This is a genomic window from uncultured Tateyamaria sp. (assembly GCF_947496075.1).
Classification (GTDB): Bacteria; Pseudomonadota; Alphaproteobacteria; order Rhodobacterales; family Rhodobacteraceae; genus Tateyamaria.
On record NZ_CANMBJ010000006.1, the window covers coordinates 21,338 to 42,598 of the forward strand.

Sequence of the window (21,261 nt, forward strand, 5' to 3'; positions counted from 1 at the left end):
AACTGGCGGCGGCCCTGCCCATCCTTTCCGACGGCGCGATCAAGGAAGAAAACATTCTGGTTACGCCCTACGCCAACGCACCATGCGCTGGTTTCGCTCTGATCGGTGGTTGTCCGGTCGATACCTTTACCGGCGATCAGCTCGACACCGAACTTTATACATATTACTCGCAGACGGCTTGGCTGGGCATTTACAATCGAACCCGCGTTGCTGCAGCGGCGTTTCCCAATGTGCCGGGTATGTGCGCGATTGTACCCGACACGATCACCTGCCAGACGCTGAAATACGACCGCCCGGGCGACTATCCCTTTACCGACGCCAGTGACATTGATGGCTTCATGATCCGGCTGAAAAACTCACTTCTCGAAGATACCGAGCTTTTGTCGAATGCGGTCGGCTTCTGGGTGCGTGGCGCGCTTGCGGCCAACGCGTGGGACACCAAGACGTTCAAGATCCCCGGTGTGAACACCGGCTTTCCAAAGGACGTGAGTGAGTATCCGAAAAGGTAACGCTATCTGTTACGCCTGATCTATTTTTTCGATGCTGCACTGGGCCGACGGCATCGAGGACCAATGTCCATTTTGGGGCTCTGAGCCGACCTCGGAGACAGCGCGGCATCATCCCTAACTAGAGATGATAAGGCAGAAGCTCGCGGCCCGTTTCAGCCATTCGTCATAGGTGCTTCATGCAGCAGCGCGACCCGTCATAAGAGACATTCGCTGCACAGAAACATCTGCTGTCCTGCGGCATAACCGCGAGGAGCCTCCGCTCGTGCGCTTCACAAGGCCAGCCCGGTTTTGGCATTAAAGATGGGACGGCAATTCTGTTCATACGCTCCAGTTGCCAAGCCAAATTTCGCCGATAGTGCGGCGATCCAGATTTCCAGTTGAACTCAATGCCCAAATCTCGAAAATACAAGCGTAGGTAGATTTTTCTCTACGCCAGAAACGCCGCATCAACTTTTGATGAAGGTGTCACGTTTTTCAGACAGCCCCTTTGCCATCGAAGTCAGCACACGCGAAGCCCGTTGATAACTGGCTTTGTCGAACCTGGACGGCCGTAACAGCTTTCGGTTGTTCTTCAAGGAGTCACTGAAGTTGCAATCTCCGAACCAAACGAGCGACCAGTGGCGGAGGAACGACCGGACGCCGGTCAATCCTTTTGACAAAGACCAAGACTGCGATGACCAAAATTTCGGTCGAGACCATCCCAGCTTTGACAGTGCTGCGTTTCGTCCAGGGACTGTAACGCGGCGATCCTTCCGGAATGAGATGTTGGGGGTCACCGGTCGCAAGAGAGGAAAGTGGACTATCGCAGCCTGGCGCGAAGTCAGTGGTCTTCTCTGAATCCACGCGCTGCTTCGATCGGCTGCCCTAAACGCAAGGAGTCTAACCATTTTGACGTGATCAACAAAGCATCTGAACGTCACTCTTTCTCCCCGGCGACCTGAACACACGACATGGGCGTCTTTACAAAAGGATAATCTGAAAATGTGCATGATGTGCGAACTGGGGTACGGCCCCGAACAAGAATCTTCTTTTGGAAAGATCGGTCTTCAAAAGACTGGGCTCCAGGTGAACTTGGGTGAAGCGGTCGCTCTTACAGCGATGATGCCCGATCTTGCGGCACTCGACGAAAACGCCGCGGCTCCTGTCGAGTCGGGCGACTCTACCGAATCCACAAACGCCGCCAACACGTCCGAGGCGCCAGGTTCGCCCGCCGATGAAGGGTCAGGCCAAACGTCGACCAACGTGCAAATCAACACCGACGATGCCAGTGAACCATGGTGGGTCAACGATCAGACACCAGACAACCCTTTTGGAAAAAGTGAAGATTACGAAGCCTATCTCGATTACCTCGGCGCACTGCCGCGCAGCCTGACACCAGAGATCGCCGCAGAACCGCTCCGGATCAACGTTTCCGAGCTCAGCAACCATCCCGATTATCAAGAAGCCGCCGTTGGCGCGCTCGAGATGTGGGCGTCGGTCACGCCATTCGAATTCGAAATCGTCTATGACACACCATACGACGAAGACACGGACTGGATGGAGATCGTCAGCCCGGAGATTGGCGAGCAAAGTGATGGCAGCGCCTTTTCTAGCAACCGGTACATCAGCGTCGGGCAGCGGTTCCACGACACCGAGCCCAATCTGACCGATATTGGCGGCTATGTCTTTGACACCTTCATTCACGAATTTGGCCATGAGTTCGGCCTGAACCACCCCGGCCTTTACAACTACAGCGGCCCCGGCGGCGTGCAGATCAACTATCTCAATAACGCCACCTGGACTTATGACCGGCAGCAATACAGCGTCATGTCCTATTTCGACGGGATCGATGTGGGCGAAGACACGCGCTGGTCCGCAGCGACCCCGCTGATGGGTGATATCGAAGCGGTCATCCGCAACTATTTCTCGACCGTCGACGAAGAAGGCGTGCGGACTTATCAGACAATCAATCTGAACACCGGCGATGATGTCTATGGGTTCAACAGCACGAAATACGGCTACGAACTCACCTCGTCGGGGATGCAGCGCGATATCGGCTTTGTCATCCACGACACCGGCGGCACCGATACGATGGACTTTTCCGGCTCGATCGCTGGCACGATCCTGGACATGCGCGCCGGGCAGTTTTCCAGCGTGAACGGCCATAACAACAACGTATCCATCTTTGCGGGCCACAATGAGGACGAGACCGAATACTACATCGAAAATGGGATCGGCAGCCAATATGACGACATTCTGATCGGGAATGACGGCGACAACGTGCTGGATGGCCGCGGTGGCGGTGACCGGATGGCCGGGGGCGGCGGTGACGACGTCTATTTCGTGGATTCCCTCGGCGACGTGGTGCGCGAAGAGTCGGATGGCGGCAACGACACCGTCATTGTGATGTCCAGAGATCTGGAAATCGGAAATATCGCAAATGTCGAAAACATCATCTACGTCGACGGCTCAATCGCCGAATTGGAAGAGGATGATGGTGACACACCTCCCACATCTGGCGACAACACGCTGACCAGCATCATATTCGGTGACGATACCGATGAGATGATCGACGGAGGTGCAGGCGACAATACTATCTTTGGGCTTGGCGGCGATGACATCATAATTGGCGGCACAGATTCTCTTGCCAGCCGCGACATCAACAACACCATCGACATTGAAGATCTCGAGGACCAGACCGAGAGCGATGACGGCAACGACGCCCTCTATGGCGGCGATGGCAACGACACCATTCTGGGTGGGCAGGGCGACGACCTTCTAGATGGTGGTGATGGTGACGACATGATGAGCGGCCAGGCCGGCGTCGATATCTTCAGGGGGGGCGCGGGCAGCGACACCGTTGATTACAGTCGCGAAAGCCCATTTCAGCTTATCGTCAATCTTGAAACCAACTTTGCAAATGGCGGCACCGCATCGGGCGACACGTTCTACAGCATTGAGGGCCTGATTGGATCCGATGATCGCATCGACCGCTTTATCGGGACGTCCGCGGCGAACCACTTCATCGGTCAGGGCGGCGGAGACGTTTTCAACGGCCGTGATGGCAACGACACGTTGGACGGCGGAAGAGACGGTGACATTCTGTACGGCGAAGGTGGCGATGACGTGATTATCGGCGGCGCCGGTCAGGACTATCTGGACGGTGGCGAAGGCATCGACACTGTCGTCTACAGAAACAGCTCAAGCGGCGTAACCGTCGACCTCGTCAATGGCATGGCAATGGGCGGCGATGCCACTGGACCTGTTCAGATCGTAGGCCGCGGTACAGCGATCGAGCACGACATCCTCGTCGGCTTTGAAAATGTGCAGGGCTCGTTTCACGATGACTGGCTAATTGGCGACGACCAGGTGAACGGGCTGTCTGCTGGCGCAGGCGACGACACGTTGACTGGTGGCGGCGGCGGCGATTTGCTGGATGGCGGTTCAGGCAGTGATACGGCAGACTATTCCGCTGCGACCAGCGGGGTCATGCTCAATCTGCGCCATGAAACATCCGAAGGAGATACCTATGTCTCAATCGAAAATCTGGCCGGGTCAGGCTTCGATGATCGACTTGTGGGGGACGCAGCCGCCAACGTTCTGACTGGACAGGGGGGAGATGACACGTTGCGTGGTGGTAATGGAGATGACACCTTGCTCGGCGATTTCGCATATCAGGGCGACGCGCTACCGACACCCGGAATGGGCACCGGCTACACCACGCTTGGACCGGATGCGACGAACAATTCAATAGCCACTGCATTCGACATTTCAGACAACTTTTCGCTGGTCGAAGACCCAAACATCTTCGACTCGACAACCGTGCTTCACACGACCGTCGAAGCCACGGGGAATGGCCAGGGCGGATACTACAGCATCGAACTTGCAGCCGGCACAATCCTGTCGATCGACGTCGATGGAATCGCCGATCCAAACGTGCACGACAGTTGGATTCGGCTCCTGGACAGCAATGGGGATATCGTTACCGAGAATGACGATGGCGGTGGCGACCCCGGCTCCACCTCTATCCGGGACTCAAGCACGGTTTACGTCGTTGAAGAAACCGGCACCTACTACATCCTGCAAGGCAGCTGGACGGCAGAGTCCACGGAAGGTGGCTGGACGGAAGCCGTCCCCGAAGGCTCGACATATACGCTCAACGTCTCGGTCGACTTCCCGCCAGCGCCTGCTGAACCAGGTGAGGCCGGTGCCGATGTACTGCTCGGAGGTCGAGGCAGCGACCTGCTGGATGGTGGGTTGGGGGCTGATACGCTCACTGGTGGAATGGGAGAGGATTCATTCCGCTTTTCCACAGAACTCGGGGAGGGCAATGTCGACCAGGTCAGGGACTTCGAAGCCAATGAGGATCTAATCCTTCTGGACAGTCTTATCTTCGAGGAATTGGGCGACGACGGCGCGCTGTCATTCAGAGCGTTCCACAGCAGTGCAATGGGTGTTGCCCGCGACAGCGATGACCGTATCATCTATAACACCGACAACGGTGCGTTGTCTTATGACGGTGATGGCTCGGGCGATGGTGACGCAATCCAGTTTGCGCAACTGAGTAGAAATCTGGACCTGTCGGCAGACAACTTCATTATCATCTGACGCGCTGTGGAAAGGGCGCTTTCAATGCGCCCTTTTCGGTTCCAGCACGCTCTGTGCAATCGAATTATCAGCTAAGGGAGATGCCGCAATGACACCCCAGATCAATCGCCGTACCTTGTCTGTCGGGATAGTGTTAACGGGTGTTGCCGTGGTTGCCGGAACAGTGGGAGCTCAATCTAGAGATATGCAGGGCGGCGTGACATATGAGGGTGGCAAGGTTATCCCAGAAGGCCAAATTGAGATCTTTCTGGAGGACCCTGCCAATCAGGCCAAGAAGCGGCTTGGGGACCAACAAATACGGGTCGAAAGCAACGGTAAGTCACGGCAGATCGTATTTTCCCTGACAAGGCCCGTAAGCTCTTCCGCTTCGCCAACCCTACGGGTCGTTGCGCATTTGGAGCGCGAAGACGGCTGGCTGCTTGCGCGCGGCAGTGCACAGGTCGAAGGTGGTGAACCCGTTACCATTACGCTGAACACGGTGATGTATTGAGTGACCGGGTTCCAGTGACACCGCTGTGCGAAGGTCAACATCTCGTCCATTCGTTGCGGCTTGTGACGCCTTGTAGCTGCGTGTACGCACGGAAAGTTCGTGACGGAAGAAACACACTTGAGTTCAGCAACTCTGCAGCTTGGAGATCCGTTTGCCCGAAAACGCGAGCGTTACCTTAGCAGTACATAACTCCCTTCGGATGATCCATAACCAAGCGATAAATGAGAGAGAATCCGCATTTTCATTGAAGCGGAAGGGTTGGCGATAGTGTACCCGATACCGATTGGCCTCGGTCAAAGCCATAATCAGTCTACCCCAAAGCAACTTTGCCATGGAGCATGCAGGACACCCGGTGAAGCCTGCGGTAGACGCAAACTCTCCACTCAGTACTTACGACCTGCAAGTCGCATTAGATAAACGTGACATCATCGAACAGTTGGACGACGTTTGTTACGTTGTTGATTGTCAGGGTGTTACCGTCGCCAAAATCGAACACGAGGTTTCCATTCACGACGCTGGAGTAGTTAGCCAGGTCACTTCCTTGCGGCGTCGCCTCATCTAGTAAGTTCGCTTCGATTTGGAGTGCATCAACAATCAAAGAGTAGTCGCGAACAATGTCGTTTCCGCTCTCAAATACGAAGACGTCAGCCCCCTGACCACCTCGAAGCCTGTCGTTCCCTTCACCACCGCTCAGAGTGTCATTGCCTGAATTACCGGACAAGTCATCGTTGCCAGTGCCTCCGAACAGAAGATCAAATCCATTCAGACCAGCGAGTGTATCGGCACCACTGCCACCGCTTAGCGTGTCGGCTCCGATGCCACCATTCAGCGCATCGTTGCCGTCGTCACCTTCGAGAAGGTCGTTACCGGCACCACCGACCAATGAGTCATTGTTTGCACCGCCGAACAGTGAATCAAAGCCCTCTTGACCAGACAATGTGTCATCACCTGCACCACCTGAAATACTGTCAAAGCCTAGGCCGCCGGTCAGGTTGTCATTCCCAGTTCCGCCCAGCAGAGTGTCATTGCCAGCGCCCGCGTTCAAAGTGTCATTGCCATTGCCACCAGAGAGCATGTCCGAACCGCTCTGACCAAACAGCACATCATTCCCATCGCCACCGCGCAACTCATCAGCGCCAACACCTCCGTCCATGTTGTCGAAGCCGTCGCCACCCTCCAAAATATCATCGCCGTCTCCGCCAATGAGAGTATCGTCTCCCAAATCACCCAAGAGTCGGTCGGCAAAGATTCCGTTTCCTCCGACGATATAGTCGTTTCCTGAACCGCCGTTCAGAATGTCAGCGCCCTCTCCGCCGTAGATTGCGTCGTCGCCGTCACCACCGTGGACAAAGTCGCGGCCATTTCCTGATCGAACCCAATCATTGCCACCGTTGGCAAATATCATGTCGTCCGTGGCTGCTTCCGCAATCAAGTTTTCAGAGGTCGCCGTGCCGTCGATGCGGGTTTCGTACATATCGAACTCCAGCCTTGCAATTTCGTAACTGGCGAGCACGACATCGGACAGAATGCCTAATGAATAATCTACTGTGGTGCTTGTTTGGGTTCTTGTGAGCGTGCCTGTTGGATTGAGAAAGTAGGGCACATTGTAAAGTTCGACATCCGTTCTGATCAAATCCTCCACGCCCTGATCTTCAACCCCGATAATCGACATCTCGACCGTGTCCGGGATCGCCATCAGAGCAAACAGGTCCAAGTCCAATGTCTGGTTGGCTTGCTGCAGAGAAGACAAGAAAAAGCGTGCGCTTGTGCCGCCATTTTCTTCGACAACGAACATGTGTGCGTCATGGCTCTCTTCGTGCCCTGCACCGCCACTTCCAAGTTCGACATATCGATGCCCTTGCAGCTCGGTGAGTTCACTTCCAAAGAATTGTCCAAAAACAGTAAGGCCAAGACCGTTTTCGAGCTGGGCTGCTCCAGGGTTCAATGCGAGCGAGGTCGAGCGATAGAGCGCAGACCAGAGCTGCGCCGAGTCTGCATCCACCGACAGAATGGAGGAGAAAATCTCTAACGCCGGCGCGATTTGCTTTAGGCCATACGCCACCTGCTGATTGTCGTTGCCTCCAAGATCCGTTACGTCAGACAAAGTTCGAGATAGGACATTCCACTCAGTGAAATGCAGCTCAATGTTCTGGCTCCCGGCAGCGTTCTGCCACACCGCCCGCAAGTCGTCATAAAATTCGATTCTATCGCCAATCGTGCCGAAGCTGTGGGAGACATCGCCGTACGCGCGACCAGGTTGAAAGTAGAAGTGACCTGCGACGCCGTCGATCAACTCCAACCCGCCAGCGTTCGAGAACGCGTCCAAAGCATTCGCGTTTCTCTCCAGCAATCCTGCTGTACCGCCAACACTGGAGCCGTCGATTGCATCACCCCGGATTTGGATCAATACATCTGGGACACCAAATCCATCGAACAGGTCAAAGCTGTTTAACACTGTGTCCAACGTACTGGCGACAGAGGCAGCTGCTTCTCCGTATTGTCGGGCGTTTGCAAAGAGCGTTCCCCAGTATTCGTTGCCAATTTCAAAGGAGGAAATGCGTACGCCATCCCCGTTTGCAATGCTGATTGCCATCGTCAGGTAGGCTTCGAGGTCCGCAAGCGCAGCCTCGAGCGCTGGGCCCGTCTTTAGAAGCCCGGCCTCATCAACAAGCGGATTGGTCGGGACAATAAATGCAATGTCGCGTCCTGACGAAGCTGCAAATTCCACCGCTTCCGCGAAGGATGTTTCGTTGGGCACATTTGTTTCTTGCAGATAGGTTTGCGCCGATTGTGATCCAGTGCCCATGTAGGATGTAAGCGGCTCACGCTCTTCCGGCGAAATAACTCTCAATTCTGCATTCTCGCCACCTGGCCACCGGATTGTGCCAGCATTCGTTGCTTCGGCAACTTCGTCAAAGACCTGCCAGTGGAAATTGTCTTCGGTCGATTCGAACTGTGACACGAGGTTCAGCCCAAAGTGATCGGCACGAATTTCAACTGAGATTTCGGCGTTTTGAAAATCAAAAGATAACATGGGTTGCTCTTCCATAACGATGATCTCAACCATCGCATTAGTGTTCCGTGGGTGGAGGAAAAACAAGGGCCGCGTGAAATTATTTAACCGCCAAGCAGATAGTACAACTGAGTTCGCCCCGAAGTTGGATGTTGGAGACGGTTTCAACGGTTTGAAAAATAACGAATAGTATTGTCTGATAAAGGTAGCGCTGAATAAGCTTAGCCCATTCCTGCTATTCCACATGCAGCAGGTTAATTTGCTGCTATTATGTAGGTCAACTCTCCAATATCATATATCTGAATTAAGGAATTTTCTGAAAGAGGCTAAGGCTGTGGGAAGTGGTTCAGAATATCTGTGGCGAGTATTAATTTCGCCATCCTAAATTTCTTTATAATAATGCGAGTTTCAGTAGTTTCTGCCGAACGTAGCGGTTCTGTTAGGCTTTTCCATTTGGTACTCGACTGGACTTCATGCCTTTTCAGGGGGCACGACTATGCCCAACCGGAGCGAAATGCCGGTAACACTCATTAGCACTGACGCAGCCGCGCAAGTCTGGCCGTTTTCCATCGTCGTGGCGAGTTGTGAAACGGTCATTGCGCGCTTGTCACAGTTCTCGGATTGGCGCGTTCGCGGCGCTCTTAAACCACAACCTCTACAGCCCGCTGCTCTCCTACCCCGAACACTCTCTTGTACCGTTCGATCTCGGCCTCTGGACCCATCGCCTTGTTGGGGTTGTCCGATAGCTTGACCGTCGGCCTGCCATTGGCCGACACCGCTTTGCACACCAGCGAAAAGGGCGCGAGGCGATCGTCCCGCGTCAGCCCCTTGAAATCGTTCGTCAGCATTGTGCCCCAGCCGAAGGACACTTTGACCCGGCCCGCGAATTGCTGGTGCAATTCGATGATCTTGTCTGCATCCAGCCCGTCCGAGAAAATGACCAGCTTTTCGCGGGGGTCTTCGCCCCGGTCCTGCCACCATTTGATCGCCACTTCGGCCCCCGTTGCGGGATCGCCGCTGTCGATGCGGATGCCCGTCCAGCCTGCGAGCCAGTCGGGGGCGTGGGCCAGAAACCCCTCGGTCCCATAGGTGTCGGGCAGGATGATCCGCAGGTTGCCGTCATGTTCGTCGTGCCAGTCGCTTAGAACGTCATAGGGGGCCTGCGCCAACTCCTCGTCGGTTTGTGCCAATGCGGAATAGACCATGGGCAGCTCGTGCGCGTTGGTGCCGATGGCCTCCAGATCGCGGTTCTTGGCGATCAGGCAGTTCGATGTGCCTGCGAATTGCGCGCCCAGCCCCTCGCCCATGGCCTGCACGCACCAGTCCTGCCATAGGAAGGAGTGCCGCCGTCGCGTGCCAAAATCGGCCACGCGCAACCCGTTATGGCCGCGCAAGCGTTCGATCTTTTCCCAGAGCTTGGTCATGGCGCGGGCATAGAGGACCTCGAGCTCGAACTTGCCCATTTCGTTCAGGACGGCCCGCCCGCGCAGCTCCATCAGAACCGCAAGCGCGGGGATTTCCCACAGCATGACCTCGGGCCAGGACCCTTCGAAGGTCAGCTCGTACTGATCCTCGCGCCGTTCGAGGTGGTAGGCGGGCAGGCGCAGTGCCTCGAACCAGTCCATGAATTCGGGCGTGAACATCTGGCGTTTGCCGTAGAACGTGTTGCCGCGCATCCACGTGCTTTCCCCGCGGCGCAGGGACAGCGACCGGATGTGGTCGAGTTGTTCGCGCAGCTCGCCCTCGTCGATCAGCTTGGCGAGGGGGACGTGTTTTGATCGGTTGATGAGGGAGAATGTCACTTGTGTATCCGGCTTGTTCCGGAACACCGACTGGCACATGAGCAGCTTGTAGAAATCCGTGTCGATGAGCGACCGCACGATCGGGTCGATCTTCCATTTGTGATTCCAAACACGGGTGGCGATGTCGACCATGGGCGCGCTTCCTTGGCTTTGGTGGCCTGTTGTGCCCCATTCCGGCGCACGGGGGCAAGTCAGGCGAGCGTGACGCCAGCCCCTGTCATGCCGGATTGTGCCGATGCCAGTGATCCATCCAGATCGATGGCGCGGCAGAGATCCGTCCGGACGGTCACATTGAACCCCAGTTTAGCCGCATCCACCGCCGAGAAGTTCACACAGAAGTCCGTGGCCAACCCCACCATGGTCAGGTCGGTGATCCCGCGTGTGCGCAGGTATCCTTCCAGCCCCGTCGGCGTTTCGTGGTCGTTTTCAAAGAAGGCCGAGTAGCTGTCAATGGCCGGGCGGTATCCCTTGCGCACGATCATGCTGGCACGGCCCGTGTTCAGGTCAGCGTGAAAGGCGGCACCCTCCGTTCCTTGAACACAGTGATCTGGCCACAGGACCTGCGGGCCGTAAGGCATGTCGATCATCTCGTACGGGGCTTTGCCATTATGGGATGATGCAAAGGAAGAATGTCCAGTCGGGTGCCAATCCTGTGTCAGAACAACCGCGTCATAGTCGGCCATCAGCGCATTGATACCCGCCACGATGTCATCTCCGCCGGGCACGGCCAGTGCGCCACCGGGGCAAAAGTCGTTCTGCACGTCAATCACGATCAGGGCGCGGGTCATGGATCAGCCTCCTTGCGTTGTCTGGCGACGTTGTGACACCCGCCCGCCCCCTTGCGCAAGGGCACACCCATCGCCTATTTCGCGGCCATGTACATCATTGCCGCCCTTTACCACTTCACCCGCTTCGATGATCCTGCCGCGATCAAGGGGCCGCTGGCCGCGCTGTGTTGCGGACAGGATGTGAAGGGCACGTTGCTGCTGGCGCCAGAGGGGATCAATGGCACCATTGCAGGACCGCGTGCGGGAATTGAAGCGGTTCTGGCCCACATCCGCGCCCTGCCTGGTTGCGCCGATCTGGAGTGGAAGGAAAGCACAAGCAAGACGCCCCCTTTCGGCAAGATGAAGGTGCGCCTGAAGCGCGAGATCGTGACTATGGGGCAACCCGATGTCGATCCGGCAGCCCGCGTCGGTCACTATGTCGATCCGGCTGACTGGAACGACCTGATCGGGCGCGAGGATGTGGCCGTCATCGACACCCGTAATGACTACGAGGTGGCCATTGGCACCTTTGACGGCGCTGTTGACCCGCATACCCGCAGCTTTGGTGAATTCCCTGCGTGGTGGGAAGAAAACAAGTATCGCTTTCACAACAAGAAGGTGGCGATGTTCTGCACAGGGGGCATTCGGTGCGAGAAATCGACCAACTACCTGCTGGGTCAGGGTGTGGAAGATGTGTTTCACCTCAAGGGTGGCATTCTGAAGTACCTCGAAGAGGTGCCCGCGCAGGACAGCACGTGGCAGGGCGAATGCTTTGTCTTTGATGGGCGCGTAAGCGTAGGGCACGGGCTTGAGGTGGGGCCGCATCAGCTGTGCCACGCCTGCCGCCGGCCCATTCTGCCCGCTGATCAAGCCCGTCCGGAATACGAGGCGGGCGTCAGCTGCCACCACTGCGTGGATGAGACCAGCGACGAGGACAAAGCCCGCTTTCGCGAACGCCAGAAACAGATCGAACTGGCCCGCATTCGGGGAGAGGATCACCTCAGCGGTCCCATGGTGCCTGACAAGGGCTGACGCGGGCGGACGACACGTCCGCCTTACCGGGTTAGCAGCCGAAGCGCAGCTGTGGCAGCGTAAGCGCCCCTATCGCACCGTAGGTCATGCTGTGCGCAGCATCCCTTGGGATCTGCTGCGGCTGAGCAGCCAGAGCATGATGACAATATTCAACCCGTTCCAGGCGATCCCGTTCCAGAATGCCATTTGGTAGCTGCCTGTCACATCGTAGACCCAGCCTGACATCCAACCGCCCAGAGCCATGCCAAGGATCGTTGCCATCATGACAAACCCGACCCGCGCGCCGGCCTCTCGCGCGGGCATGTATTCCCGCACGATCACCGCGTAACTGGGCACGATCCCACCCTGGCTGAGCCCGAAGATCAGGCTGACGACGTAGAGCGAGATAAGGGCATCCGACGGCAAGTACAAAAGCAATGCAATGCATTGCAGGACAGACCCTAGAAGCAGTGTTTTAACACCTCCCAACTGGTCTGCCAGCAAACCTGATACCAAGCGTGATCCAACCCCGCCCAACAGCATCAACGCCAGCATTTCAGCCCCCACCGCAGGCCCGTAGCCAAGATCAACGCAATAGCTGACGATGTGCACCTGCGGCATCGACATCGCGACGCAGCACCCCACTCCAGCAAGGCCGAGAAGCAAGCTTAGTGCCCGCGGCGACAGGCCGGATGAGACCGCATTCGCGCTCGATGCGGCTTCAGCCAATTGGTGGGCGCTGTCGGGGACCTGGCGGCGCAATGCAAAGGCCAGCGGGATGACAACGGCGAGCGTGGACATGGCCAGCACTCCATAGGCCGCGCGCCATCCCTGATCCTCAAGAATGTCCGCAAGCAGGATCGGCCAGATGGCGCCAGACAGGTAATTCCCGCTAGCCGCAATCGCCACGGCAATGCCGCGCCGTTTGAGGAACCAGTGCGAGATGTCGGCAATCAACGGACCAAACCCAACAGACGTTCCGAACCCGATCAGCAATTGCGCCATAGAAAGGCTCAGGATGGAGCCGCTGAGCGTCGCCAGCCCATACCCGCTCGCGATGGCGATGGCGCAGACAATAAGGACACGCGATACACCCCAGGTATCGACGGCCCGTCCGACAACAAAGTTGCCCACGGCAAATCCGATCATTGTCAGTGTATATGGAAGGCTTGCCGACGCCCGGCTGACGCCAAACTCGGCTTCGACGGCAGGCATGATGACGATTATGGCCCACATGCCCACATTGGCGACCATCGCAATCGCAAGGGTCAGCGCAAGGCGCAGCCATGCATACCGGCTATCATGCAAGGAAGAGGTCATGTCGCATCTGCGCACTGCCTGAGCGCCGGCACAAGACCATGGGCCGCAAATTGTCGACAATTCTATGTGTTAAGCCAGCCGTAACATGCTGCGTGATACGCCTCGGATCGGGTGAAAATGAGGTGTGGGAAATGAGCGCGCAAGCCAATGCGCGGCCAATCATCATCAAGAAAAAGAAGGTGTCAGGCGGCGGTGGTCACCATGGTGGCGCCTGGAAAGTGGCCTATGCGGACTTTGTGACCGCTATGATGGCCTTCTTCATGTTGATGTGGCTGCTGAATGCAACAACCGAAAAGCAACGCAAGGGGATCGCGGACTACTTTTCGCCGACGATTCCAATCAACCGCATTTCCGGCGGTGGGGATGGTGCGTTTGGCGGCGACAGCGTGTTTTCCGAGGTAACGCTGCCTCAGAACGGTACGGGCGCATCATCGAAGCGTCCAACTGAGTCCAAGCAGGCACGTGGCGACACCGGATCAGGTGATCAGGGTGACCTCACAGCGGCACAGGATGAAGCATTCGAGTCACTTGAGGCTCAACTGCTGGGCAAAGGCGGCGAAACGAAGGTCATGGACAATGACCTCAGACACATCGTGACTCGTCTGACCGATGAGGGCCTGGTGGTCGAGATATTCGCGCTTGAGGACACCCCGCTGTTCGAAGAAGGAACCGATATCCCAACGCCTTTGTTGCGGGATCTGTCCAGACTGATCACAGAAGCCGCCCGAGCGGTCGAAAACGATATTGCAGTTGAAGGGCATGTGCAGGCGCAACCTATTGTCATTGCAGAACGATCCACCTGGAAGATGTCCGTGGCGCGGGCGGATGCCATGCGTAGGCTTTTGAAACAAACAGGGGTGCCAGGCGAACGGATCGAACGAGTCACCGGGCACGCGGACCGCGAAGCCGCCGTCAAGAACCCGATGGCCGTTCGCAACAACCGGCTGGAGGTGATTTTCCTGAGGGAGTGATTGGCAGGAATAGCTTGGATTTTATCTGTTAGCCCTGCGTTAAGGCGGCCCGCCTATCTGTTGTCCAAATTCGGTCGGTACAGCAGAAAGGCGTGTCCATGACAATCTCTTCCTCGCTCAATGCAGGTGTTGCAGGGCTACAGGCAAACGCGACGCGGCTTGCGTCCATTTCAGACAATATCGCGAACTCTTCGACCTACGGGTACAAACGTGTTCAGACTGATTTTCAGTCGCTTGTCGTTTCGTCCAGCGGTGGAAGCTACTCCGCCGGGGGAGTTCGTGCCTCGACTTCGCGGCTGATCGATCAACGCGGGTCTCTGGTATCGACGTCGAATGCAACAGACCTTGCCGTGCGCGGACGGGGTATGCTGCCTGTCGCGCAAAGCAGCGATGTGAACGTGTCGAACGGCAATAGCCAGATGTTGCTGACCACAACCGGCTCGTTCCGCACTGATGCGCAGGGCTATCTGCGGTCTGATTCAGGGCTTGTTCTGCTTGGCTGGCCCGCTCTCGCCGATGGGACAGTGCCAACGTTCCCACGGGATACATCGGATGGGCTTCAGCCTGTGCAAATCAATGTGAACCAGTTTTCGGGCGAACCGACAACAGCGATGTCGCTTGGGGTAAATCTGCCTGCCACCGATACAGATGCAGGCTCGGTGGGGGAAGCACAGTACCTGTCCATCGAGTATTTCGACAACCTGGGCACTTCTGAAACCATCAACGTGAGTTTCACACCGACGGTTCCAGGCACGGGCACATCAAATGAATGGACGATGCAATTGACCGACTCAGCCCTGGGCGGGGCAGTGGTCGGAGAATACGTTCTGACGTTTGATGACAGCCGGACTGCTGGCGGCACATTGGCGTCAGTCACAACGACAAGCGGCGGAGCCTATGATCCGGCCACCGGCAATATCGTCATCAATGCCGAGGGTGGCCCCCTGGAAATCAATATTGGGCAATTGGGCGAAAGTGATGGCCTCACACAGCTGTCAGACAGCTTTGCACCGCTGTCGATCTCAAAGGACGGGTCTCCGGTGGGCAATATGACAAGTGTGGAAGTAGATGCGAACGGCTTTGTGACAGCCTTCTTTGACACCGGAATCAGCAGGACAATCTTTCAAATCCCGCTGGTCGACCTACCCAATCCGAACGGCATGGTGGCCCTGGATCAGCAGACATATCTGCCCTCCCCCGACAGCGGGAGCTTTTTCCTATGGGATGCAGGTGACGGGCCGACCGGGGATATCGTCTCTTATGCGCGCGAGGAATCCGCCGTTGATGTTGCTGGCGAGTTGACCGCCATGATCCAGACACAGCGGGCGTATTCGTCAAATGCCAAGGTCATCCAGACCGTGGACGAGATGTTGCAGGAAACCACCAATATCAAACGGTAATTTCGACAACCTAAGTGAACGAAGGCGGGAGTTGGCAACATGTCACTGACCAGTGCACTTTCCTCGGCCATGTCGGGCATCCGGGCGGTAAGCCGCGGCTCGGAAGTCGTATCGGGGAACATTGCGAACGCAAACACTGCGGGATATGTGCGTCGAACGCTCTCGGTTTCATCCGACAGCGGTGGCGGTGCTGTTGGCGTGCGGATCAACGGCATCACGCGGCATGTCGATCAGCAAATCATCAACGACCGACGGCTCGCCGAAGCGGAGACCGGCTATCGCATTGAGACGGCGGCGGCACTGACGCGGATCGAAGACTTGGTTGGAACACCGGACAATCCGGCGTCGCTCGCTGCGCGCATTTCTGATTTCGAACAAAGCTTGATCACGGCGAGCAGCAGGCCAGATGCCGCAGAACGTCTCACGGCGGCGGCTTTCGCGGCCAAGGACCTCGCCCAATCGATCAATTCGGTGGCGCAAGGCATTCAAGATGCACGCACCCAAGCCGATCACAGCATCAACACACAGGTCAAAAGACTGAATGACGCCCTCAAAGGCGTTGAGACGTTGAATGCCCGCATTGTGGCAAGCAATGTAAATGACATCGATCTGCCAGCCCTCGAGGATCAGCGCCAGCAATTCATTGATGAGATAAGCGAAATGGTCCCGGTTCGGACAATCCCGCGAGACCGAGGCGCAGTGTCACTATATTCTGTCGGCGGCGCGATACTGCTCGAAGGTCAGGCCGTTGAAGTTGGTTTTGAACCAGCCAAACTTGTCACACCATACGAGTCCATAGACGATGGAACGCTGTCGGGCCTGACACTCAACGGGATCTCAGTAAACACGTCTTCAGCAAATGGTCGTTTGCATGGTGGAACGTTGGGCGCACAATTCGAAATACGGGACGAAATTGCCCCGAAAGCCCAATTGCAGATCGATGCAGTTGCCCGCGATCTGATCGAACGCTTCGAAGACAGCACCGTTGATCCCACGCTCGGGGTCGGTGATGCGGGGCTGTTCACAGACGCGAACAACCCGATGGATCCAGCGGCCGACGTTGGTTTGGCCAGCCGCCTTTCTCTCAATGCGCTGGTCGATCCCGACCAGGGCGGCGAAACCTGGCGCATGCGCGACGGTTTGGGTGCAGCCACACCAGGCGAGGCCGGTGATGCGACACTCTTGATCGCACTAACCGATGCTCTGGAGACGACACGACCGCAAGCGTCCACTCAGTTTGGGTCGGCTCCGCTCAGTTTGAAGGACATCGTGGTCAGCATGTCATCCCAAATCGGGACTGAACGGCTCAGAGCAGATCGACAGATGTCATTCGCCTCTGCTCAATTCGCCGAGTTGCAGCAAGTTGAGCTGGCGGCAGGCGTCGACACAGATGTGGAGATTCAAAATCTGATGATCCTAGAGCAAGCCTATGCCGCAAACGCACGGGTCATCTCAACGGTCGACGAAATGTTCGACATGATTCTGAGGATTTGACAATGAACAGCTACGGATTGGGCGACCTCGCGCAGACATTTCTGTTGCAACGACGTGGTGCATCCATCAAGGCGGATATGGCCCGCTTGACTGAGGAACTGGCAAGTGGCCAAGTCAGCGACACCAAGTCGGTCCTTGCTGGAAATGTTGCCTACTTGTCGGATATAGAAAGCGATTTGCGCGGTCTTGCGGCTTACAAGGTGGCGGGAACAGAAGCCGCACAATTTGCGTCGTCAGTGCAAAGCGCGCTTGATCGCGTGGATTTTGGGGTTGGCCAGCTCAGCACAGCGCTTCTTGCAGTCGGAGCCAGCGCCAATGGACCGATATTGGAGCAAATGTCGACTGATGCAGAAAACGAGTTCAGAAGTCTCGTGTCGGTTCTTAACACATCCAGCGCAGGACGATCGATCTTTGCGGGCGCGGCAACGGATCAGTCGGCGCTGAACAGTGCTGACGTGATCCTTGCCGATCTACGGACCGCTATCGCAGGCAACACAACCGTGTCCGACATCGAAACAGCTGTTGACCAATGGTTTGATGATCCAGCCGGTTTTCGCGCCTCGGCATATACCGGCTCCGACGCCTCAATCGCGCCATTTCAATTGGCAGAAGATGAACAAATTTCGGTTGATTTGAAAGCGGATAACCAAGTGTTTCGCGACCTGTTCAAGGGGGTCGCTTTGGCAGCTGTGGCAGCTGATAGCGGCTTGGGGCTATCAGCCGGAAACCAGCGTGACCTGCTGGTAAGAGCTGGCATAAGCCTTTTGGAGGCGAAAGAGGCACTGACAGGGACCCAAAGCGGCGTTGGGGCTGCCGAAGCACGCATTGATACGGTCACGGCTCGGAATGCAGCCCGCGATACGTCACTGCAGCTCGCCAAAGGCGCACTTCTGGAAGCCGATCCCTACGAAACCGCAACCCAATTGGAGGCAGTCCAATTCCAGCTTCAAAGCTTGTACACGATCACCGCTCGTACATCCGACCTGTCACTGGTCAACTTCATCAGATGATACGGCCCCTTATCTGCATAATCGCATTGCTCGTCGGAGGCGTTGCAGCAGCAAGCCCTGTTCGGATCAAGGATTTGGTCGATTTCGATGGGGTGCGTGGCAATGATCTTGTGGGATACGGCCTTGTTGTTGGGCTGGACGGAACCGGAGACGGTCTCAGAAACGCGCCGTTTACCGAAGATATTATGACGAACATCCTTGAGCGTCTGGGCGTTAATGTCACTGGCGAGCAGTTTCGCCCCAAGAATGTTGCGGCGGTCATCGTGACTGGAACTTTGCCACCATTTGCGCGCAGCGGCAGCCAGATCGACATTACAGTATCGGCGATTGGCGACGCAAAAAGCCTGCTGGGTGGAACGTTGGTCATGACCCCGATGAACGCCGCAGATGGCGAGATTTACGCCGTTGCCCAGGGCACAATCATTGCGGGAGGCGCCGTTGCCGAAGGGGATGGCGCGCGTGTTACTCAAGGTGTGCCAACATCAGGCACCATTCCATCCGGAGCGCGTATTGAGCGGGAAATTGAATTTGAACTCAGAAACTTAACAGACATGCGGCTCGCCCTCCGCAACCCTGACTTCACAACAGCAGCGAGGATCGAGGATGCTATCAATGCCGTCTTCAGTCGACCTGTTGCAACCATGCTGGATTCGGGCACTGTTGCCTTGGACGTTCGTCAGACCCGCGCGAGGTCAGTCGCGCATGCACTTGGGCGAATTGAAAACATAGCGGTTGAACCGGAGCGCAGAGCTCGGGTCGTGGTCGACCAGCGCTCCGGAACAATCGTGATGGGTGACGAGGTGCGTATCTCCCGTGTTGCGGTGTCGCAGGGCAACCTGACATTGCGCGTTCAGGAACAGCCACTGGCCGTACAGCCGAACCCGTTTGCAGAAGGCGAAACTGTCGTCGTCCCCAGGACGACCGTGGATCTACAAGAAGAAGATGGCCCCGGCCTTGCCGAAGTTCCGGGGGGCACGTCCTTGTCAGAGGTGATAGCGGGCCTAAACGCACTTGGCGTTGCTCCTCGAGACATGATCGATATCCTAAAGAGCATAAAGGCGGCTGGAGCACTTCACGCTGAGTTTGTTGTCAGATAGTCCGTCGTGAAAATTATTAGCATTGTGGGATACAGAATGGCAGGAACGTGATGCAGATGGATTCGGCACTGACCTGGAGCTAGAGTCTCTCCCTGGTCGGCGTTACCGCCTGCATGGTTCTTAAATTCGGGCCTCACATCCAACGGATGATGGCAGCCGCGAGGGCGATTTTGGAGAGGAAGGCCTTGGGACAGCGGTTGTATCGAGTTGCAACCCGCCGCCAGTCTTTCAATCGGCCAAACATGATCTCGATACGATTGCGCCGCTTATACCTGCGCTTTGGGAAATAGAGCTCCAAATGCGTCATCTGCCCATCGATCAGCCAGACAAAGGCGTCCATATCACTGCCTGTTTTTTGACCGGTGGATCATGCCACAATGCCAAAATCAATGGAGCCTGACCCAATCAGTGGTGCTTTGAAAATGACAATGACATCAGAAAGGCTGCCAGTCCGCGGACATCGGTGTAAAGCCACACAAGAAAGCTAGATGCTGGGGCGGAGATCAAGATAAGTACTCTGATCCTTGATTAGTGAGCTGTCCTGCAGGCTTGCCCAGAAACTCTGTCGTGAGGGCGGAACCTGGGCAGTCTAATCCCGGACTGGTGGGATTTTTTTCGCGCTGCAGACATATTGTGACCAATGATCGTCATTTCAGAACGTGTTTGGATAGCGGTCAAGGACAGGTTGAGCAAATCAACTGCAGCAGCTGCGATGGCACTCGTGTTTGAGAAAGTACGTGCCGGAAAAGTCATATGCCCCTGCGTTTGTCTAAGCGTTATGGTTGAAAAGTCCGAAGCAGTAAAACCGTATATCAGACGCAGTTTCGTTGGACGGTTGGAGGGACTGGCTGCATGTGTCTGCGTCACAGCCAACGACAACAAAAGGCACTAGAACAGGAATACGGTGCTGAGATGATTTCGGCGAACCACTTCGGTAGGCAGAAGTTACTTTTGTCGCAAAAGATAGATGATGCTCAGGGTGATGGAAAAAAGGTATCGGTGTGCCCTTGATACCAGTAGAGAGCGAGGCCTCTCCATTCCTTGGACGCCAAGTCTGTCATCCGCAGCCCATCCGTCAAATGGTAAGTATAGAGCGGGTCAAATGGCGGGATCCAACGGAAGTCAACGGGGTAAGGTACAGGCTCCATGCCCATGTTTCGAAAGACGCCGATTACCCTGGGCATACGGTGGGCAGATGTTATGACCCACCACGTTTTCTTCCTATCTTCGCCGATCAAGGCTATGGCATTGCGCACCCTTTCAACCGTGTTGGTCGATGTGGCGTCGATGATGATCCTATCTTTGGTGACACCGAATTCTTGAAGAATACGTTGGATGCCGTAGGCGGGTCCCAATGGGGGAGGGAGAGGACTGCCCGAGGTGACAACGATACGCGCCTGCGGGTAGCGTTGTGCAAGCAATCCCACGATCGGGACAGCGTCCCCGTCTTCCTTCAATTCCAACAAAGCGCCGGTATGCTGGGCATGAACTTCGTTGATGCCGCTGCCTACAACCACGATGCCATCGGGGGCAGGGACCGTTTCGAGTGAAACAGGCGGAAAACGCGTCACTAGGGGCGCCATCAGCACTTCCCCGGCGGAACTGTAACCAAATATCAAAAGCCCGATCGTACCAAACGCGCCGCTTACCAAACCCAACCGTCGCCAGCGCATGACGATCAGGCACAGACCCAAAACAATGAACAGGATCAGGAAATTCGAAGGTGTCGTAACATAATCAACAATAGATCTAAGCATTGTGAGGCCTCAAAAAACTTCACGGCAACTTGA

General features: G+C 56.2%; 14 protein-coding genes and 1 pseudogene. 9 read left to right on the top strand and 6 right to left on the bottom strand.

Features of this window, described 5'->3' with window-relative positions:
- Positions 1-239 precede the first annotated feature (239 nt).
- The 3 genes from Q1A51_RS19105 to Q1A51_RS19115 all read left to right on the top strand — a co-directional run bounded on the left by Q1A51_RS19105 (position 240) and on the right by Q1A51_RS19115 (position 5,586).
- Positions 240-509: a hypothetical protein gene (locus tag Q1A51_RS19105; protein ID WP_299601259.1), complete on the top strand. Its 270-nt coding sequence runs from the start codon at positions 240-242 to the stop codon at positions 507-509.
- Between the two features lie 1,065 nt (positions 510-1,574).
- The gene (locus Q1A51_RS19110; protein WP_299601262.1) at positions 1,575-5,096 is read left to right on the top strand and encodes a M10 family metallopeptidase C-terminal domain-containing protein; all 3,522 of its coding nucleotides are present in this window, start codon (positions 1,575-1,577) and stop codon (positions 5,094-5,096) included.
- An 88-nt stretch (positions 5,097-5,184) separates the two neighbouring features.
- A complete protein-coding gene (locus Q1A51_RS19115; protein WP_299601265.1) occupies positions 5,185-5,586 on the top strand; it encodes a hypothetical protein in 402 nt (133 codons plus the stop codon).
- A 409-nt stretch (positions 5,587-5,995) separates the two neighbouring features.
- On the opposite strand, the gene Q1A51_RS19120 is transcribed toward Q1A51_RS19115, so the two are convergent.
- The 3 genes from Q1A51_RS19120 to pncA form a co-directional block, all read right to left on the bottom strand.
- A complete protein-coding gene (locus Q1A51_RS19120; RefSeq protein WP_299601267.1) occupies positions 5,996-8,845 on the bottom strand; it encodes a calcium-binding protein in 2,850 nt (949 codons plus the stop codon).
- A 395-nt stretch (positions 8,846-9,240) separates the two neighbouring features.
- Positions 9,241-10,533, bottom strand: a complete 1,293-nt coding sequence (gene pncB, locus Q1A51_RS19125; protein ID WP_299601270.1) for a nicotinate phosphoribosyltransferase — start codon at positions 10,531-10,533, stop codon at positions 9,241-9,243.
- A 59-nt stretch (positions 10,534-10,592) separates the two neighbouring features.
- The gene (gene pncA / locus Q1A51_RS19130; RefSeq protein WP_299601273.1) at positions 10,593-11,189 is read right to left on the bottom strand and encodes a bifunctional nicotinamidase/pyrazinamidase; all 597 of its coding nucleotides are present in this window, start codon (positions 11,187-11,189) and stop codon (positions 10,593-10,595) included.
- Positions 11,190-11,276: 87 nt separating this feature from the next.
- Between pncA and Q1A51_RS19135 the strand changes: the two genes are divergently transcribed.
- Positions 11,277-12,200, top strand: a complete 924-nt coding sequence (locus tag Q1A51_RS19135) for a rhodanese-related sulfurtransferase (protein ID WP_299601276.1) — start codon at positions 11,277-11,279, stop codon at positions 12,198-12,200.
- Positions 12,201-12,284: 84 nt separating this feature from the next.
- On the opposite strand, the gene Q1A51_RS19140 is transcribed toward Q1A51_RS19135, so the two are convergent.
- Positions 12,285-13,499 carry an MFS transporter gene (locus tag Q1A51_RS19140; protein ID WP_299601279.1) on the bottom strand — a complete coding sequence of 405 codons (1,215 nt, stop codon included), beginning with the start codon at positions 13,497-13,499 and terminating at the stop codon, positions 12,285-12,287.
- A gap of 131 nt (positions 13,500-13,630) precedes the next feature.
- Here Q1A51_RS19140 and Q1A51_RS19145 point away from each other — a divergent pair, with 131 nt between their 5' ends.
- The 5 genes from Q1A51_RS19145 to Q1A51_RS19165 all read left to right on the top strand — a co-directional run bounded on the left by Q1A51_RS19145 (position 13,631) and on the right by Q1A51_RS19165 (position 19,471).
- Positions 13,631-14,470, top strand: a complete 840-nt coding sequence (locus tag Q1A51_RS19145; protein ID WP_299601282.1) for a flagellar motor protein MotB — start codon at positions 13,631-13,633, stop codon at positions 14,468-14,470.
- A 98-nt stretch (positions 14,471-14,568) separates the two neighbouring features.
- Positions 14,569-15,870, top strand: a complete 1,302-nt coding sequence (locus Q1A51_RS19150) for a flagellar hook protein FlgE (protein ID WP_299204343.1) — start codon at positions 14,569-14,571, stop codon at positions 15,868-15,870.
- Positions 15,871-15,909: 39 nt separating this feature from the next.
- The gene (flgK, locus tag Q1A51_RS19155) at positions 15,910-17,364 is read left to right on the top strand and encodes a flagellar hook-associated protein FlgK (protein ID WP_299601286.1); all 1,455 of its coding nucleotides are present in this window, start codon (positions 15,910-15,912) and stop codon (positions 17,362-17,364) included.
- 2 nt (positions 17,365-17,366) lie between these two features.
- Positions 17,367-18,374: a flagellin gene (locus Q1A51_RS19160; protein ID WP_299601289.1), complete on the top strand. Its 1,008-nt coding sequence runs from the start codon at positions 17,367-17,369 to the stop codon at positions 18,372-18,374.
- The gene (locus Q1A51_RS19165) at positions 18,371-19,471 is read left to right on the top strand and encodes a flagellar basal body P-ring protein FlgI (protein ID WP_299601292.1); all 1,101 of its coding nucleotides are present in this window, start codon (positions 18,371-18,373) and stop codon (positions 19,469-19,471) included. Before Q1A51_RS19160 ends, Q1A51_RS19165 begins: the two co-directional genes overlap by 4 nt.
- Positions 19,472-19,604: 133 nt before the next feature.
- Here Q1A51_RS19165 and Q1A51_RS19170 read toward each other — a convergent pair.
- A pseudogene (locus Q1A51_RS19170) lies at positions 19,605-19,757 on the bottom strand (transposase); the annotation flags it as partial.
- Between the two features lie 688 nt (positions 19,758-20,445).
- Positions 20,446-21,228, bottom strand: coding sequence for a YdcF family protein (locus Q1A51_RS19175; RefSeq protein WP_299601294.1), 783 nt, complete (start codon positions 21,226-21,228; stop codon positions 20,446-20,448).
- Positions 21,229-21,261: the final 33 nt, after the last annotated feature.

Bases quoted from the DNA above. Each gene is read 5' to 3' on its own strand.
- Q1A51_RS19105 (WP_299601259.1), top strand. From the start codon at position 240: ATGTGCGCGATTGTACCCGACACGATCACCTGCCAGACGCTGAAATAC.
- Q1A51_RS19115 (WP_299601265.1), top strand. From the start codon at position 5,185: ATGACACCCCAGATCAATCGCCGTACCTTGTCTGTCGGGATAGTGTTA.
- Q1A51_RS19120 (WP_299601267.1), bottom strand. From the start codon at position 8,845: ATGTGGAATAGCAGGAATGGGCTAAGCTTATTCAGCGCTACCTTTATC.
- pncB (WP_299601270.1), bottom strand. From the start codon at position 10,533: ATGGTCGACATCGCCACCCGTGTTTGGAATCACAAATGGAAGATCGAC.
- pncA (WP_299601273.1), bottom strand. From the start codon at position 11,189: ATGACCCGCGCCCTGATCGTGATTGACGTGCAGAACGACTTTTGCCCC.
- Q1A51_RS19135 (WP_299601276.1), top strand. From the start codon at position 11,277: ATGTACATCATTGCCGCCCTTTACCACTTCACCCGCTTCGATGATCCT.
- Q1A51_RS19140 (WP_299601279.1), bottom strand. From the start codon at position 13,499: ATGACCTCTTCCTTGCATGATAGCCGGTATGCATGGCTGCGCCTTGCG.
- Q1A51_RS19145 (WP_299601282.1), top strand. From the start codon at position 13,631: ATGAGCGCGCAAGCCAATGCGCGGCCAATCATCATCAAGAAAAAGAAG.
- Q1A51_RS19150 (WP_299204343.1), top strand. From the start codon at position 14,569: ATGACAATCTCTTCCTCGCTCAATGCAGGTGTTGCAGGGCTACAGGCA.
- flgK (WP_299601286.1), top strand. From the start codon at position 15,910: ATGTCACTGACCAGTGCACTTTCCTCGGCCATGTCGGGCATCCGGGCG.
- Q1A51_RS19160 (WP_299601289.1), top strand. From the start codon at position 17,367: ATGAACAGCTACGGATTGGGCGACCTCGCGCAGACATTTCTGTTGCAA.
- Q1A51_RS19165 (WP_299601292.1), top strand. From the start codon at position 18,371: ATGATACGGCCCCTTATCTGCATAATCGCATTGCTCGTCGGAGGCGTT.
- Q1A51_RS19175 (WP_299601294.1), bottom strand. From the start codon at position 21,228: ATGCTTAGATCTATTGTTGATTATGTTACGACACCTTCGAATTTCCTG.